This is a genomic window from Sedimentimonas flavescens (assembly GCF_025154035.1).
Lineage (GTDB): Bacteria > Pseudomonadota > Alphaproteobacteria > Rhodobacterales > Rhodobacteraceae > Rhodobacter > Rhodobacter flavescens.
On sequence record NZ_JAOALJ010000001.1, the window covers coordinates 544,186 to 560,589 of the forward strand.

Below are 16,404 nucleotides of genomic sequence, written 5' to 3' on the forward strand. Positions count from 1 at the left end.
TATTAGTGTTTCGGGAAAGATCAATGCCTTTGACGGAGGCGCGGGATGCGCAACGACAAAGGCCCGCGCAGATGCGCGGGCCTTACTGGTCATTTTCCGACGTGCCTCAGGCGACACGCAGACGCTTTTCCACCGCCCGCAAACCCGCCGTCAGCAAGAGCGCCAGCAACGCATAAAGGACCGCGCTATACATGTATGTCTCGAGCGAGTAGCCGCGCGCAAAGACCGAGCGGGTCTGCCCCATCAGGTCCATGACCGTGATCGTCGAGACCAGCGCCGAGCCTTTCATCAGCAAGATCAACTCATTCCCATAGGCAGGCCAAGCCACGCGGAAGGCCTGCGGCAACAGGATCCGGCGCATCGCCATGCCGCGCGACATGCCACAGCTGAGCGCGGCCTCAAGTTGCCCCGGAGGGAGCGTTCCGATCCCGCCGCGCAGAATCTCGGCGATATAGGCCGAGGTATTGATGGTCAGCACGGCAAGCCCCACCGCCCAACCGCTTTTGAAGAACGGCCACAGGATGCCCAGCTTCTCCGGCCCAAGGCTGCCAAGGCCGTAATAGACGATCCAGAGCTGCACGAGCAGCGGCGTGCCCCGAAAAACGTAAGACCACGCCCACGCCGCAGTGCGCAGTGCGCGCTGCCGCGACACGCGCGCCACGGCCACCAGCGTACCGATGCTCAAGCCGAGCGCCGAGGACAGCAGCAGCAATTCGAGCGTCACGAGGAAGCCGTCGATGTAGCGCGGGCAATAGGCGGCAAACCCCTCGGGCGTCATGCCCTGCGCGGCATAGCAGACCCCGTCCGAGATCGCGTATTTCAGATCCTGATACAGGCTCATCGCGCCATCCCCCGGTTCGCCCGCGCCTCGAAGGAGGCGCGCATCTTGTCCGAAATAGCCGTGAGCAGCAGATAGATCGCCCCCGCCGCCAGCAGGAACATCAGCGGCTGACGGGTGACCTCTCCCGCGACCTTGGCGACGCGCAAAAGCTCGTCGATCGCAAGCACGGCAGCCAGCGATGTATCCTTGAGCATCACGAGCCACAGGTTGCCCAGACCCGGCAGCGCGATGCGCCACAGTTGCGGAAGACGGATGCGGTAGAAGATCTGCCAGCGGCTGAGACCGACCGAGTGGCCCGCCTCGATCTGGCCATTGGGCACGGCAAGCCAGGCGCCGCGGATCACCTCGCAGCCATAGGCCGCGAAGATCGCCGACAGGCCGCCCACGGCGGCGGCGAACTTGGGCACCTCGATACCGCCCTCAAGCCCCAGCAGCGCTGCACCGGCGGCAACCGCCTTTTCCGTTCCGAAGAAGGCCAGAAGCAGGATCAGGAACTCGGGCACGCCGCGGATGAACAGCGTATAGCCCTGCGCAAGCCAGCGCAGCGGCGCGAAGCGCGACAGCTTGGCCAGCGCCAGAAACATCCCGAAGGTCAGGCCGATGGCCAGCGAGACCACGGCCAGTTGCACCGTCAGGGCGGCGCCGCGCAACAGATCGTCGCCCCATCCCTCGGCGCCGAAACCCAAGAGTTCCATAATCTTGCCTCCCCCGGAAAGCGGCGGGCCGCGCGGGCCCGCTCGCAGTCGGCCTTAGTGGATGTCGGTGCCGAAATAGCCGGTCGAGATCTGGCTATAGGTGCCGTCGGCCACGATGCCCTCCAGCGCCACGTTCAGCGCATCGCGCAGCTCGGCGTCATCCTTGCGCACGGCGATGCCGATCTGGTCACCGATGTCGATGCGATCGCCCACGACTTCGAAATCGGGGTGATCTTTGAGCCAGTCGAGCGCCGGGAAGTAATCCGACACGATGCTATCGATCCGGCCGGCCTCGAGGTCGGTGAAAGACGCGGTCAGCGTGTCGTAAAGGCGCAGATCGCCGCGCGCGCCGACCTGCTCTTCGGCCCAGGACGACGAGATCGAGGCGCGCTGCGCACCCACCGCCTGCTGCGCAATCCCGTCAACGGTCAGGCCCGAGCCCTTCTTGGCCAGCAGCACAAGGTAGTTGCTGTAGTAGGGATTGGTGAAATCGACGGTCTGCTTGCGCTCTTCGGTGATCGACATCGAGGCGACAATCGCGTCGTATTTGTCGTTCACGAGGCCCGGGATGATCCCGTCCCAGTCCATCGCGATGATCTCGCATTCGCGCTCCATCTTGGCGCAGAGCGCCTTGGCGATGTCGATGTCGAAGCCCACGACCTCGCCATTGGCGTTGATCTCCGAGAAGGGCGGAAAGGCGCCCTCGGTGGCGATGCGCAGCGGTTCGGCAGCGGCGGGCGACGCGGCCAGCAGGGCCAGCGCGATAAGGGTCTTTTTCATTGGATTCTCCCTGGGTATTGCGGTCAGAGGACCTTGTTCAGAAACTGTTTGCAGGCGGCGGTCTGCGGATCGCCAAAGATCTGCTCGGGCGCGCCGCGCTCGCCGACCTTGCCTTTTTCGAGGAAGACGACCTCAGTCGAGACCTCGCGGGCAAAGCCCATCTCATGCGTCACGACCATCATCGTGCGTCCTTCCGAGGCCAGATCGCGCATCACCGCCAGAACCTCGCCGACCATTTCGGGGTCGAGGGCCGAGGTCGGTTCGTCGAACAGGATGATCTCGGGGTCGAGCGCAAGGGTGCGCGCGATCGCCACGCGCTGCTGCTGGCCGCCCGAAAGCTGGCTGGGATAGTTGTCGACCTTGGCCGACAGTCCGACACGGTCAAGCAGGTCCTTGGCGCGCTCGATGGCCTCGGCGCGGGCCATGCCACGCACGCGGATCGGCGCCTCGATAACGTTTTGCAGCACGGTCATGTGGGACCACAGGTTGAACTGCTGGAACACCATGCCCAGATGGGTGCGGATCTCGCGCAGCTCGCGCTCCGAGGTCACGCGGCGCTCGCCCCGCGACGGGTCCGGGTCGGACAGCGGCATGCGCTTGCCATGCACGAAGACCTCGCCGCGCGTCGGGATCTCAAGCAGGTTGAGGCAGCGCAGGAAGGTCGATTTACCCGACCCCGACGCCCCGATCAGCGAGATCACGTCATGCGTGCGCGCCGTCAGGCTGATGCCCTTGAGCACCTCGAGATTGCCGTAGGATTTGTGCAGATCGCGCACGTCGATGATGGCATCGGCGCTCATCTAGTCTCCCTTTCCCGTTGGGCGCTTCTCCTCCCGAGAAGCGCGTCAAGGTCATCCCTTTGGGCAGCGCCCAAAAACACTTGCCAATTCGCGCATCGTGAAGATCCTTCTGCTCGAAGTGATCAATTCGATGCGCGAATGGCGTAGATTCCACCTGTGGTAGCGAGGGGGCGGCGATCAGGCCGCGCGCATCACCATGCCGAACAGATCACGCGGATCGTCCGGGTCCGCCAGCATGTCGAGCGGCGCGAAGTAATCGGTGCCCTTGATGCGGTCATGGACATAGCGCAGCGCCGAGAAATCCTCGATCGCGAAGCCCACCGAGTCGAAGAGCGTGATCTGCTTGGCGTCGCGGCGCGCAGGCAGCTCGCCCCGCATCACCTGCCAAAGCTCGATCACCGGGTGGTCTTCCGGCAATTGCTGGATCTCACCCTCGATGCGGGTCTGCGGCGGGTATTCCACGAAGATATCCGAACGCAGCAGGATGTCCTTGTGCAACTCGGTCTTGCCGGGGCAATCGCCGCCGATGGCGTTGATGTGGACACCCGCGCCGACCATGTTGTCGGTCAGGATCGTGGCATACTGCTTGTCGGCGGTGCAGGTGGTGATCACCTGCGCACCCTCGACCGCCTCGTTGCCCGAGGCGCATTTCACAACATCGAAGCCCTGCGAGATGAGGTTGCGCGCGGCCTTTTCGGTGGCCGCCGGGTCGATATCGTAAAGCCGCAGCCGGTTGATCCCGCAGATCGCGCGGAAGGCCAGCGCCTGGAATTCGCATTGCGCGCCGTTGCCGATCATCGCCATGACCTCGGCGCCCTTCGGCGCAAGGTATTTGCCGACCAGCGCCGAGGTGGCCGCCGTGCGCAGCGCGGTCAGCACCGTCATCTCGGTGAACAGGATCGGGTAGCCGTTGGCCACCGACGAGAGCACGCCGAAAGCGGTCACGGTCTGATAGCCTTCGCGCATGTTTTTCGGGTGGCCATTGACGTATTTGAAGCCGTAATTCTCGCTGTCGGCGGTCGGCATCAGCTCGATCACGCCATCTTGCGAATGCGAGGCCACGCGCGGCGTCTTGTCGAACTCGGGCCAGCGCTTGAAGTCTTCCTCGATATAGCCGGCAAGCTCGGCCATGAAGCGCTCGGGCCCGGTGGCATTCACAAGGCGCATCATGTTCTCGACGGAAACGAAGGGCACATAGGCCAGGTGCGAAGGGGTCGGTTTCATCAGTAGCTCCGGGTCATGCGGTCAAGAACGCGGCGGCCGAACAGGCTGGCCGTCAGGTCGCACATCAGTTTGGCGGTACGACCGCGTTCATCGAGGAAGGGGTTGAGTTCGACGAGGTCGAGCGAGGTCACGAGACCCGAGTCGCACAGCGTCTCCATGATCAGATGCGCCTCGCGGAAGGTGGCGCCGCCCGGCACGGTCGTGCCCACGGCGGGCGCGATGTCGGGGTCAAGAAAATCGACGTCAAAGCTGAGGTGCAGCATCCCGTTTGCGGCGCGCACACGCTCAAGGAAGGCGCGCAGCGGCGGCAGAACGCCGGTTTCGTCGATGGCGCGCATGTCATGCACCTCGATCCCGCTGCGCAGGATCAGCTCGTGCTCCGCCGGATCGACCGAGCGGATACCCATCATGCAGATGTTGCGCGGATCGACGGCGTGGCTCAGCGGCGGGTAGATCTCGAAGCCCGGCTCACCGGTGAAATAGGCCACGGGCGTGCCGTGCAGGTTGCCGCTTTCGGTGGTGGCCAGCGTGTGCAGATCGGGGTGTGCATCGAGCCACAGGATGAACAGCGGCCGCCCCTGCCCCGCCGCATGGCGCGCAAGGCCCGCGACCGTGCCCGCGGCCATCGAGTGATCCCCGCCCATAAAGATCGGGAAGTCATGATCGCGCGCGGCATCGAAGGCGGCGCTGGCCAGAACCTCGATCCAGGCGCGGGTCTCGGCCAGATCATGAATAGCGGCATTGGCGTGGCTCAGCGCCTGTTGCGGGGCAATCGACAGATCCCCCAGATCACGCACGCTCCAGCCCAGATCGGCCAGAGTTTTGCCCAAGCCTGCGGTGCGCAGGCTGGCCGGTCCCATCAGGCACCCCGGCTGCGACGCGCCCGTCTGGATCGGCGCGCCGAGAATCGAACAGCTACGGCTCATCTTGTTCTCCCTTATGGCGAACAAGAATTCGTGAATCCGATGTAGAAACTGATTGCTAAATTGACCCGATTGACGTCTATTCTGCGCAAATTGAACACCGTCCAGGACAAGACGCGTAATGAGCACGCCCCTCTCCCCCACCGACCGCGCGATCATTGCCGCGCTGCGCAACGATGCGCGCATGTCGATCACCGAACTGGCGCATCGCGTCAGCATCTCGCGCACCACCGCCAAGGCCCGGCTTGAGGCGCTCGTGCGCGAAGGCCGCATCCGCCGCTTCACCGTCGAGACCGACACCGACGTCGAGGGTGAGGTGCGCGCAATTACCATGGTCGAGTTGCAAGGCAAGATGTCGCGCAACGTGATCCGCACCCTGACCCGCATCCCCGAGGTCGCCACCGTCTACGCCACGAACGGCGCCTGGGATCTGGTGGTCGAGATCAAGACCGACAGCCTCGTCAATTTCGACCGCGTCCTGCGTGAGATTCGCGAGGTGCCGGGCGTGCTGAACAGCGAAAGCTGCCTGCTGCTTGCGCATGTCACGAACTGAGCCGGCCCAGTTGCGAACTTCTGGAGGCCGCGCATGAAGCTCTTGCTGATCCACACCGGAGGCACGATCGGTATGGTGCCGGGCGCGCAGGGCCTGACGCCCCGGCCGGGGCTTGTCGAGGCCGCTATCGCCGCGCGTCTGCCCGAAAACACTCACCTGACCAGCCATGTCTTCGATCCGCTGCTCGACAGCGCCAATGTCGGCCCCGCCGACTGGAACCGGATGCTCGACCAGATCGACGCGCATGCCGCGATGCCGGTGATCGTGACGCATGGCACGGATACGATGTCCTTCACCGGCGCGGCCCTGTCGCGGGCGCTGGCAGGATCGGGGCGGCGCGTGGTGCTCTGCGGCTCGATGGTGCCGCTGGCGCAGGGCGGCGATGCCGAGGGCAATCTTGACCTCGCGCTGCGCTCGGTTCTGCTGCCGGGCGAAGGGGTGCATCTGGCGTTTTCCGGCCGTGTGCATTCCGCAGCGGGGCTGATCAAGCACGACAGCCACGCCTCGGACAGCTTCCGCAGCCAGCCACAGGCGCCGCTACACCTGCCCGCGCGGCGGCGCTTTGGCGCGCAGCGTCTGGCGATCCTCAGCCTCTCGCCCGGGCTTCCGGCCGAGGCCCTGCGTGCGGCCTTGGGCACACTGGACGGGGCGGTGTTGCGTGTGTTCGGGGCGGGCACGGCGATGAGCGATCCTGCTTTGATAGGGGCGCTGGCGGAAGCCGTGCGGGCGGGCAAACGTATCCGCGCGGTCAGCCAGTGCGAGGCTGGCGGGCTTGCCCCCGGCGCCTATGCCGCAGGTGCAGCCCTTTGGGCGGCGGGGGTCGAAAATGGCGGCGCCGAAACGCCCGAGGCCGCCCTGATCGAACTGTGGCTGAATTGAAAAAGGGGGCCGAAGCCCCCCTTTCCTATCGGATCATCGCCTCGATTTCCTCGGCCGTGCCATAGCCCAGCTTGACGGCGGTCTCGATGACCTGCGCGCCCTCGGCCAGCGCGGTTTTGGCGACCTTGGCAGCCTTGCTGTAGCCGATATGCGGCACCAGCATCGTCGCCAGCACCAGCGAGTTTTCCAGCGCGCCCTCGCATTCGGCGACATTCGCCTCGATCCCCTTCACGCAACGCTCGGCCAGCGTGTCCATCGCATGCATCAGGATACGCATGCTTTGCAGCACGTTGAGCACGATCACCGGCTCGAAGGCGTTCAGCTGAAGCTGCCCGGCCTCGGCGGCCATGGTCACGGTCAGGTCGTTGCCGATCACTTGGAAGGCCACCTGGTTCACCACCTCGGGGATCACCGGATTGACCTTGCCCGGCATGATCGACGACCCCGCCTGCACCGCTGGCAGCCGGATCTCCATGAAGCCCGAGCGCGGCCCCGACGACAGCAGCCGCAAGTCGTTGCAGATCTTGGAAAGTTTCACCGAGATGCGCTTGAGCACGCCCGAGAAGGTGACATAGGCGCCGGTGTCCGATGAGGCCTCGATCAGGTCAGTGGCCAGTTTGGCGTCCAGCCCGGAGACGATGGCAAGCTCGCGTACGGCGGCCTCGGCATAGCCCTCGGGGGTGTTGACGCGGGTGCCGATGGCGGTGCCGCCGAGGTTGACCTCCAGCAGCAGGTGCGAAAGCCGCCCGATGATCTCGACATCCTCAAGGATCGTCGCGGCGAAGCCCGCGAACTCCTGGCCCAAGGTCATCGGCACGGCGTCCTGCAACTGGGTGCGGCCGATCTTGCGGATGTGGGCGAAGGCCTCCGCGCGCTCCTTGAAGGCCTCGACAAGGCGCAGTTGGGCTGCGCGGAAGTCGTCGCATTGCGACACAATCGCCAGACGCATGGCCGTGGGATAGACGTCGTTGGTGGATTGCGAGCGGTTCACATCGTCGTTCGGGTGCAGATAGTCATATTCACCCGGCGCATGGCCCATCCGCATCAGGCCGAGGTTCGCGATGACCTCATTGGCGTTCATATTGGTCGAGGTGCCCGCGCCCCCCTGGATCATGTCCACGCGGAAGGCGTCGTGATAGCGGCCCGCGACGATATCGGCGCAAACCTCTTCGATCACCCGCGCCTTTTCGCCCGAAAGCACTCCAAGCGAGCGGTTCGCCCGTGCCGCGGCGGTCTTGACCCAGGCCAGTGACCGGATGAACTCGGGGAAGAGGTTCAGCTTGATCCCCGAAATCGGGAAGTTATCGATCGCCCGCTGCGTGTGGATGCCCCACAGGCAGGTGCTGGGCAGGGTGATCTGGCCGAGGTTGTCCTCTTCGATGCGCATCGCGTGATGCATGTCTTTCTCCTGTATCGCGCTGCACGGTGCAGCTTGGCGACACAAAAGCGTCACGCGGGCGCGCAAGTCCAATGCCGATGCCGCATGGCCCATGCAGGCCTTGCATCACCCCTGCGGGACCGAGGCACGAAGGGCCTCCCACACGGCCTCGATCTTGGGGCCAAGCGGGTGGCACGGGCGGAAGGCGCAGATTTCTAGCTCCATCGCCCAGTCCTTGTCATCGACCGGCGCGATCTGCTCGGCACTCGCGGCATCTACCGTGCTTTGCGGCAGCCAGCCGACGCCGTAGCCCGCCACGATCACCTCTTTGAGCACATCCGACATGTCGCATTGCACGGTCACCTTGTAGCTGGGGCGGTGTGATGCGCGTTCCAGCACATGCTCAAAAAGCCGCGCAAAATAGGCGCGCTGCGAATAGGCGATCAGGGGAAAAGCGCGCTCGGGAGCGCCCGGAAAGCCGAAACGCTCGCGCGCCGCCGCGTCGCGCGTGGCATAGGGCAGAAACCGGTCGCGGCGCAGCGCAAGGCGTTCGTGACTGGCCAGCGCCTCATGCGTGGGCAGCGCGGGCGCGTCATGCGCGAATAGGATCTCGGCATCACCCGCGAGGTAGCGCGCAGTTACCTCGCTCGTGGTGCCGACGATAACCGAGAACGAGGTCTTGGTGCGCGGCCCGATGACCCCCAGAATGCGCTTGAACTCGGACCGGGCCAGCACGTTGGGCATGGCCAGGCGGATCTGGCTCATGGCGTCGAACTGACTGCCGCGGATCGAAGCGCGGGTTTCGAGCAGCCGCTCGACCGAGACCTGCGCGGTTTCGCGAAACTGCTCGCCCGCCTCGGTCAGGCGCACAGGCTGCGAGCCCTTCACGATCAGCCCCGTGCCCAGCCAGTGTTCGAGCGACTGGATACGGCGCGAAAACGCGGCCTGGCTTACATTTCGGAACTCGGCGGCGCGGGTGAAGTTGCGCAGCTCGGCAAGTGCGAGAAAATCTTCGAGCCAACCGATATCCATGGATGCCCCTTGGCGACTGTTCTGGCGACTATCTTAGCAAGTCGCGACAGCGGCGACAAAGAAAGACGCACCCCACCGCGAAGGCGGGATGCGGTCTGTCACTGCGATCACTCGGCGACGCAATCGGCGAAGTAATGCACCTGCCCGTCAGGGCCGACCTCTTGCACGAGGCCGTGGATATCCGTCTCGAAGCCCGGGCATTCGCGCGCGAATTCGCGGTTGAACTTGAGGTACTCGACGATCTTCTTGTTGAAGACCTCACCCGGAATGAGCAGCGGGATCCCCGGCGGATACGGGGTCACGAGGCTGGTGGTGATGCGCCCTTCCAACTCGTCGATCGGCACGCGCTGCGTGGTGCGCCGCGCGATATGCGAGAACGCATCGCTCGGCTTCATCGCGGGGGTGTGGTCGCTCAGGTAGATGTCGGTCGACAGGATCGCCACGTCATACTTCGCATAAAGCGTGTGCACGTGATCGCACAGATCGCGCAGGCCCATCTGCTCGTAGCGTTTCTGGCTTGCGCAGAACTCGGGCATGACGCGCCACATCGGCTGGTTCTTGGCGTAGTCGTCCTTGAACTGCTGCAACGCCGCCAGAAGCGTGTTCCAGCGGCCCTTGGTGATGCCGATGGTGAACATGATGAAGAAGCTGTAAAGCCCGGTCTTTTCGACCACGACGCCATGTTCGGCCAAGTATTTGGTGACGATCGAGGCCGGGATACCGGTCTGCTCGAAACGTCCGTCGAGGTTGAGACCGGGCGTGATGATCGTGGCCTTGATCGGGTCGAGCATGTTGAAGCCCGGCGCCATGTCGCCAAAGCCGTGCCAGCTATCCTCGCCATCGGCCAGTTGAACGCCGTCCTCGTCGGTGCGGCGCAGAACCCAGTCCTTGTTGCGCCCGATGCCTTCCTCCTCCAGCGCCTCGGGGCCCCAGACCTGGAACCACCAATCGTCCTCGCCGAATTCCTCATCGACCTTACGCATCGCGCGGCGGAAATCGAGCGCCTCAAGGATGCTTTCCTCGACCAGCGCGGTGCCACCCGGCGGCTCCATCATCGCAGCGGCCACGTCGCAGCTTGCGATGATCGAGTATTGCGGACTCGTCGAGGTGTGCATCAGGTAGGATTCGTTGAACAGATGCCGGTCGAGCTTGGTGTCCTGGCTGTCCTGCACCAGCACGTGGCTCGCCTGGCTGATCCCCGCCAGCAGCTTGTGGATCGACTGCGTCGCGTAGGTCACCGAATGCTTGGTGCGCCCACGCTTGCGGCCCATCGAGTGGTAGGTGCCGTAGAACGGGTGGAAGGCGGCGTGGGGCAGCCATGCCTCGTCGAAATGCAGGTTCTCGACATAGCCGTCGAGCATCCCCTTGATGACCTCGGTGTTGTAAAGCACCCCGTCATAGGTCGATTGCGTCAGCGTCATGATGCGCGGCTTGACCGTTTCGGCGTCGTAGCCTTCCAGCAGCGGGTTGGCGCGGATCTTGGCCTTGATCGACTCGATCTCGAACTCGGCGTGCGGGATCGGGCCGATGATGCCGTAATGGTTGCGCGTCGGGCGCAGGAAGACCGGGATCGCGCCAGTCATGATGATCGAATGCAGGATCGACTTGTGGCAGTTGCGGTCCACCACGACCACATCGCCGGGCGCGACGGTGTGGTGCCAGACCATCTTGTTCGAGGTCGAGGTGCCGTTCGTCACGAAGAAGCAATGATCAGCATTGAAGATCCGCGCGGCGTTGCGCTCGGACGCGCCGATGGCGCCGTTATGGTCCAGCAACTGGCCGAGCTCCTCGACCGCGTTGCACACATCGGCGCGCAGCATGTTTTCGCCGTAGAACTGGTGATACATCTGGCCGATCGGGCTTTTCAGGAAGGCCACGCCCCCCGAATGCCCCGGGCAGTGCCAAGAATACGAGCCATCCTCGGCATAATCCAGCAGCGCGCGGAAGAACGGCGGCTGGATGCCCTCCAGATAGCCCTTCGCCTCGCGGATGATGTGCTTGGCGACGAAGTCGGGCGTATCCTCGAACATGTGGATGAAGCCGTGCAACTCGCGCAGGATGTCGTTGGGCAGATGCCGCGCGGTCTTGGTTTCGCCATGCACGTAGATCGGCACCTCGGCGTTCTTCCAGCGCACTTCCTCGATGAAGTCGCGCAGGCGGATGATCGCGGGGTCAAGCTCGGGGCCCGGAGTGAACTCCTCGTCATCGACCGAAAGCACGAAGGCCGAGGCGCGCGACTGCTGCTGCGCGAATTGGGAAAGATCGCCGTAGCTGGTCACCCCCAGCACTTCGAACCCTTCGTTCTCAATGGCTTCCGCCAGAGCGCGAATACCCAGACCTGACGAGTTTTCCGACCGGAAGTCCTCGTCGATGATGACGATGGGAAAGCGAAATTTCATGGGAGTCTCCTATCCGGAAAACAGCGGTCGGGGAAATCAAAGTGCGGTGACACGTTCCAGCCCCCCCTCGTTTCCGGCCGCCGCGGCGCGGAAATCGGACCTGTTTCTTTCCTGTAGCGGGGGTGCCGTCAAGGCCCTTGAAACATAGGCGCCCGCATCCCGCGTGCAACTGCGGCAAATGTGAATTACCGGCCGGGTCCGAACGGGCCAAAGGATGGCGCGCAGCGCCCGCGCCTTAGCCACGCGGAACGGTCAGAGGCTTGCGATTGCGCAGATGCCGTTCGGTCAGCTTGCGCCCGTGGCGCGCGCCGATCACCGGGTGGGCGAGCGGCGGGATCTCATCTTCAAGATCGGGGAAGATCTCGCGGATCTCGCGCAGCGTGGCGCTTGCCGCGGATTTCACGAACTGCGGCCCAAGATAAAGCGACTCGGTCTCGGCCCCGTTCGAGATCAGGATCTCGTGCGTATCGAGCAGGATGTGGAAATACTCGACCATGTCGAGGTCTTCCACGATGCCGACACCGGGATACCCCAGCAAGTGCTTGGCCGGCACAAGAACCTCATCGGTCTCGAACATGCGCTGCGCGATGGGCGAGCGAACAAGCACCCGGTGTTGGGGTGAAACGATAAGATCCTCGGACGGGATGCCCGGCCCCAGGGCACCGGCCGAGATGCGGATCGGCCGCAGGTGCGGACGTTCGCGCAACTCGCGCGTCAGGCGGCGCGACCCGATCCAGCGGATCTCGGCCGCGCGCCCGGCGGCAGTCAGAACCTCATCGCCGATGCGCAAATCCTCAACCAGGCAACGCCCGCCCGGAACCTCGATCCAGGTGCCGCGCGCGAAGCAGGGCATGTTGGGGTCAAGCGTATTGGGATAGACGGGAAGGAAATCGCTGACCATATCGTCGAGCAAGCCGGTCTCGCCCGCGTCAATCGGATAGGTCGTATACAGATAGCCATCGGATTTGCCCAATGACGGATCTGGATTGTAAAGCCGGTCATTGACATTGTCGCCGCGCAGCTTGGTGCCGCTGCTACCGGTGGCGTCTTCCCATTCATCTGGAGAGATCTTGCCGTCACCATCACTGTCGATGATCACCAGATCGTAAAGCGACGGATTGCTCGGAGCGACGGTGTCGAACCACACGGTGACCAGTTCGGAATCCGCCTGCGCGGTTCCCGTCGACTCTCTGATCCAGGTTCGATACCACTCGTATTCCGCCAATAGCCCGTCCCCGCCCTTCTGACTGGCAATCCCGATCTGCCGCTCACAGTCCTAGCGACCGCAACGGCGCGCAATCAAGGGCTTTATCCCCTGATACCGGGCAAATGCCGCTATTTGCTATCACTGGGTAAGGTTTGGCGGATCAGGCGGCCTTCAACTCGGTCGGAAACGCGGCTTCCAGCGCATCGGCCAAGGAATCCAGGGTTGCGAAATAGGCGGTTTCCAGCGCGGCAATATCAATCGTCGCAAGTGACGCGACCTGATCCACCGCAATCGGGCCAGACCACGGGCGGCCTACACCGTCGAAATAGTCCCTGAACTTCCACGCGCCGCCGCGATGCAACCTTCCCGCATCAATCCAGATGTTCGGAATGCGCCAGGCATCGGCAAAGATCAGACCATGGAGGCTTGAGGATGCAATGGCCTCGCAGGAGGCGAGCGTGGCAAAGGTTGTGGCGATATCCGGGTCGCGCACGTCGATCAGAACCGCTTCGGGCGTTTCCGCGAGCAGTCGCTTGACCCATGGCTGCTCGATCTGAGACCAATGCGGAACCAGACCCCAGGAGAAACGCTTGCGATCAGGCTTCGTGCTCCAGACGCGGGGCGCCAGCAGGCCGGGATCTCCGAGCGTCAGTTCCGACGACGGCCCTGCCACCAAACCACGCGTCAGCGGCCCACGCACGGCAGACAGGCGCAGATGCTCGCTCCAGCCGATCGTGGATCGCGCCATGGTGCCCGAGCCCCAGACATGCAAAGGCGCGGTCCGACTTTCGAACACGTTCGACAGGCGGCCTTGGTCGAGAATACTCCCGATTGCGAAAAGATCGCTCCGCCACAGCCCTTTGCGGATCACCGCGCGGCCCGAGGCGTACTCGACGATCTTCTCGTTGACCTCATCGCCGAGGTTGATCCCCACCTCTGGCTTCCACCAGAACAGGCGGATCGCGGCGCGCTGCCGCCGTTTTGCGGGAATAGCCATAGGATCGCCCTTCTTCGGTCGCAGCGCAGAAAACATGAAAGCCCGCGCCGTCACAAGGGCTTGGGCGCAGGCAGGGGCGCCCAAGAGAACGGGCCGGAGAGTTCTCCGGCCCGTTCTCTGTGTTTCTTGTGGGATCAGAACGCCATTTTCAGCGCGACCTGCACGGCGTGGTTTTCGTAGTCGTCGCCGAACGAGCCGACATATCCGCCCTGAATGCGCGCGCCGCGTCCGTTCGCGCCCGGCATCGACGACGAGAAGCCAAGCGCCACATCGACCCAGTCCTGATCGAAACCATCGACCGGCGCCAACCCGCCCGGCAGGCCGACAAAGCCCATCCGGATCAGTTGATCGTCGCCCGAGGCGTTGTTGTAAGACAGGCTCGCGGTCAGGCGGCTGTCCGAGGCGTTCAGGCGATAGTCACCCTTCACCCCAAGCGACGCCACGGTCACGTCGCCCGACTGATCCCCGATCGAGAGGTTCCAGGCGTCGGCACCGGTTTCGGTGAAGCCGTCAACCTTCTGGTGGTAATACTCGATCCCGCCCATCGGGCCCCAACGCAGGGCGCCGCGCTCGAACATGTAATCGGCCTTGATCGCCGCGAAGATCTGCGAGCCGTCGGTCTCGCCCTTCGCCGTCAGGTCCATGACGTTGCGCGAGGTATCGAAGGACAGATCCTGATAGCCCAGGATCGCTTGCACGGTACCGCCCTCGCCAAAGGCCTTGCGACCGAAGAGCGCGAGCGAATAGCCCTTGGCGTCGATCTCGCCGCGGTCGTTATAGGCCTCGCTCGTGGCGTTGGCCGCGCCGAGCATGACGCCCACCGACAGGGTCGGGTCGATCATCCGCTCGACACCGCCGCTGACGCCGAAGCTGTCCACGTCGTAGCCGATGCTGTTGGCGGTGCTTTCATAGCTTGCGGCCGCGCCCTGGAGGCTGACGAAACCATAGGTGTCGGCACCCAGCATCCAGCCGTTCGGCAGGCCTTTCGAGGACAGAACCGCCCCGTCAGAGCCGCTTTCCGCGCCAATCCCGTCGAAGGCCAGAACCTGCGCGCGGCCCATCTCGAAGCCAAGCCCGCTGAAGGCCGAAAGGAAGCTGAAGCCCGTACGCTCCAGCGCCTCGGCCTGCTCGGGCGCATCCAGCGCGAGGATCGCGGCGATGGCGGATTGGTATTCCTCGGCATTGCCCAGATCGAAATAGGGCACGTTGGCCGCCGCATCGAGCTGCGCCGCAGTCACGAACTGATAGTCGCTTTGGGTTTCCTGCACGATATCGGCAAAGATCGGGGACAGGCGCAGCGTCACCTCATTGCCCGCAACATCGCCAAGGTCGATCATGAAGTTGAGGTTGAGGTTGCGCAGGTCCTCGATGATAGCGACCTCGAAGAGCGCGTTGCCCTCCATCAGCGCCACGATATGCTCGGGCAGTTCACCGCCCGGCGCATAGGCCAAATCGTCAACGGCCACGCCAAGGCTGTCGGCCAGCGCTGCAAGGCGCAGGTCCAGATCGCCTTCTTCCAGCCCAAGGTTGCCGTAAAGCCAGGCGCCCTCGCTCAGATTGTGCCAGGCGATCAACACCGGTTCGTCGGATTCGATCTCGGTGCCGGTGACGTCCCAGAAATAGGCGTCGGGCACCATGCTGTCATCAAGCAGCGCATCGCCGAAATAGGTCGCGTGCGTGGCGTTCGACAGCGCGCTGAGGTTCAGCGCCGGGTTGACCGTCTCGACCGTCATGTCAGCGCCCGAGCCGTCAAAGAAACCGATGCCGGTGCCTTCCTGGCCACCGTCGCCGAACAGACCGTCAGGCAGGTTCGCATAGGGGTTGAAGTCAGGATCAAAAAGCGCGGCCGTCGCCGGATCGCTCGGGTCCATGGGCACGAAATCCGCGCCCGTTCCGGTGCCGAATTCGATGGTGAAACCGGTGATCCGCGCGCCGGTCAGGTTCGAGGTCTTGCCATAAAGGAAATACTCGGTGATGCCCTCGCTCGGCTGCGTGCTCAGGCGAATATCCATCCCATCCTTGCCGGTCAGGCGCGTCTTGATGCGCTTGCCCGCTCCCTGCGAGGCCGTGCACAGGATGTCTGGGTTGTTCGCCATCAGGCAGTTGTCCACGCCCTTCGGATTGTCGGGGTTGTCGAAATCGCCATTCGGCGTCAGCGTGACCGCCTTCAGACCAGGCTCAAGCACCCCCTCGGCCGGATCAGCGAAAATATAGCCGTCGCCGGTTACCTCGATCACCGGAAGATCATCGAAGGTACCCGACCAAAGCGGTGCCGGAAGTATGGAAAAAAGCGCGATCGGTGCCACCGTCGCAAACATGGCTCTGCTAGCTCTGCTCACAGTCTGCTCCCTACAGAAATGTCGGATTGCCTTGTCGTTAGACACATCACCCGATCGGCCCCTGCAGGCAGCCGACGCCCCCCGATCCGGCGGGGCTGTACGCGCCAAGACACCTCTGGCCCTCTGACGCCAGCAGAGGGAGGAAGCGTTTCGCGCGGGTTCAATTACTACAAAGCACTGATACGAGGCGAACTTAGCTGAGGCGCTTGCTGCAGCGCAACCTTTCAATTCACGAAATCGCATGTGTCGATACAATTTTTCCGAGTGCACCCTTTACCGCCGAGTCAAACGCGCACAAAAATCGGGCAGGAACGACCTTCCGAAGTTTCGGATGCAAAGGCGGCCATTATCCCGACG

Annotated in this window: 14 protein-coding genes; 2 read left to right on the plus strand and 12 right to left on the minus strand. The window is 63.8% G+C overall.

Annotated elements, in window-relative coordinates; genetic code table 11:
- Positions 1-106: 106 nt before the first annotated feature.
- The 6 genes from N3C64_RS02580 to rocF all read right to left on the minus strand — a co-directional run bounded on the left by N3C64_RS02580 (position 107) and on the right by rocF (position 5,266).
- Positions 107-841: an ABC transporter permease subunit gene (locus N3C64_RS02580; protein ID WP_260011526.1), complete on the minus strand. Its 735-nt coding sequence runs from the start codon at positions 839-841 to the stop codon at positions 107-109.
- Positions 838-1,536, minus strand: coding sequence for an ABC transporter permease (locus N3C64_RS02585; RefSeq protein ID WP_260011533.1), 699 nt, complete (start codon positions 1,534-1,536; stop codon positions 838-840). Before N3C64_RS02585 ends, N3C64_RS02580 begins: the two co-directional genes overlap by 4 nt.
- Before the next feature lie 54 nt (positions 1,537-1,590).
- On the minus strand, positions 1,591-2,316 hold the full coding sequence (locus N3C64_RS02590) for a transporter substrate-binding domain-containing protein (RefSeq protein ID WP_260011534.1): 726 nt from the start codon (positions 2,314-2,316) through the stop codon (positions 1,591-1,593).
- A 23-nt stretch (positions 2,317-2,339) separates the two neighbouring features.
- Positions 2,340-3,116: an ABC transporter ATP-binding protein gene (locus N3C64_RS02595; protein WP_233677273.1), complete on the minus strand. Its 777-nt coding sequence runs from the start codon at positions 3,114-3,116 to the stop codon at positions 2,340-2,342.
- 177 nt (positions 3,117-3,293) lie between these two features.
- Positions 3,294-4,340 (minus strand): ornithine cyclodeaminase, encoded by a 1,047-nt coding sequence (ocd, locus tag N3C64_RS02600; protein WP_260011535.1) that lies wholly within the window; start codon positions 4,338-4,340, stop codon positions 3,294-3,296.
- Positions 4,340-5,266, minus strand: a complete 927-nt coding sequence (rocF, locus tag N3C64_RS02605; protein WP_218629409.1) for an arginase — start codon at positions 5,264-5,266, stop codon at positions 4,340-4,342. Before rocF ends, ocd begins: the two co-directional genes overlap by 1 nt.
- Before the next feature lie 118 nt (positions 5,267-5,384).
- Between rocF and N3C64_RS02610 the strand changes: the two genes are divergently transcribed.
- Both N3C64_RS02610 and N3C64_RS02615 read left to right on the plus strand, forming a co-directional pair.
- Entirely contained in the window at positions 5,385-5,816 is a 432-nt protein-coding gene (locus N3C64_RS02610; RefSeq protein ID WP_218629410.1) for an Lrp/AsnC family transcriptional regulator, read from the plus strand.
- Between the two features lie 33 nt (positions 5,817-5,849).
- Positions 5,850-6,695: an asparaginase gene (locus tag N3C64_RS02615; RefSeq protein WP_260011537.1), complete on the plus strand. Its 846-nt coding sequence runs from the start codon at positions 5,850-5,852 to the stop codon at positions 6,693-6,695.
- 25 nt (positions 6,696-6,720) lie between these two features.
- On the opposite strand, the gene N3C64_RS02620 is transcribed toward N3C64_RS02615, so the two are convergent.
- The 6 genes from N3C64_RS02620 to N3C64_RS02645 all read right to left on the minus strand — a co-directional run bounded on the left by N3C64_RS02620 (position 6,721) and on the right by N3C64_RS02645 (position 16,026).
- On the minus strand, positions 6,721-8,094 hold the full coding sequence (locus N3C64_RS02620) for an aspartate ammonia-lyase (protein WP_260011539.1): 1,374 nt from the start codon (positions 8,092-8,094) through the stop codon (positions 6,721-6,723).
- 105 nt (positions 8,095-8,199) lie between these two features.
- Entirely contained in the window at positions 8,200-9,105 is a 906-nt protein-coding gene (locus N3C64_RS02625; RefSeq protein ID WP_260011542.1) for a LysR family transcriptional regulator, read from the minus strand.
- A gap of 107 nt (positions 9,106-9,212) precedes the next feature.
- Positions 9,213-11,504: an arginine/lysine/ornithine decarboxylase gene (locus N3C64_RS02630; protein WP_260011545.1), complete on the minus strand. Its 2,292-nt coding sequence runs from the start codon at positions 11,502-11,504 to the stop codon at positions 9,213-9,215.
- A gap of 235 nt (positions 11,505-11,739) precedes the next feature.
- Positions 11,740-12,729, minus strand: a complete 990-nt coding sequence (locus tag N3C64_RS02635; protein ID WP_260011547.1) for a Hint domain-containing protein — start codon at positions 12,727-12,729, stop codon at positions 11,740-11,742.
- Positions 12,730-12,871: 142 nt separating this feature from the next.
- Positions 12,872-13,708 carry a polysaccharide pyruvyl transferase family protein gene (locus N3C64_RS02640; RefSeq protein ID WP_260011548.1) on the minus strand — a complete coding sequence of 279 codons (837 nt, stop codon included), beginning with the start codon at positions 13,706-13,708 and terminating at the stop codon, positions 12,872-12,874.
- Between the two features lie 134 nt (positions 13,709-13,842).
- Positions 13,843-16,026, minus strand: coding sequence for a choice-of-anchor F family protein (locus N3C64_RS02645; RefSeq protein WP_260011550.1), 2,184 nt, complete (start codon positions 16,024-16,026; stop codon positions 13,843-13,845).
- Positions 16,027-16,404 lie beyond the last annotated feature (378 nt).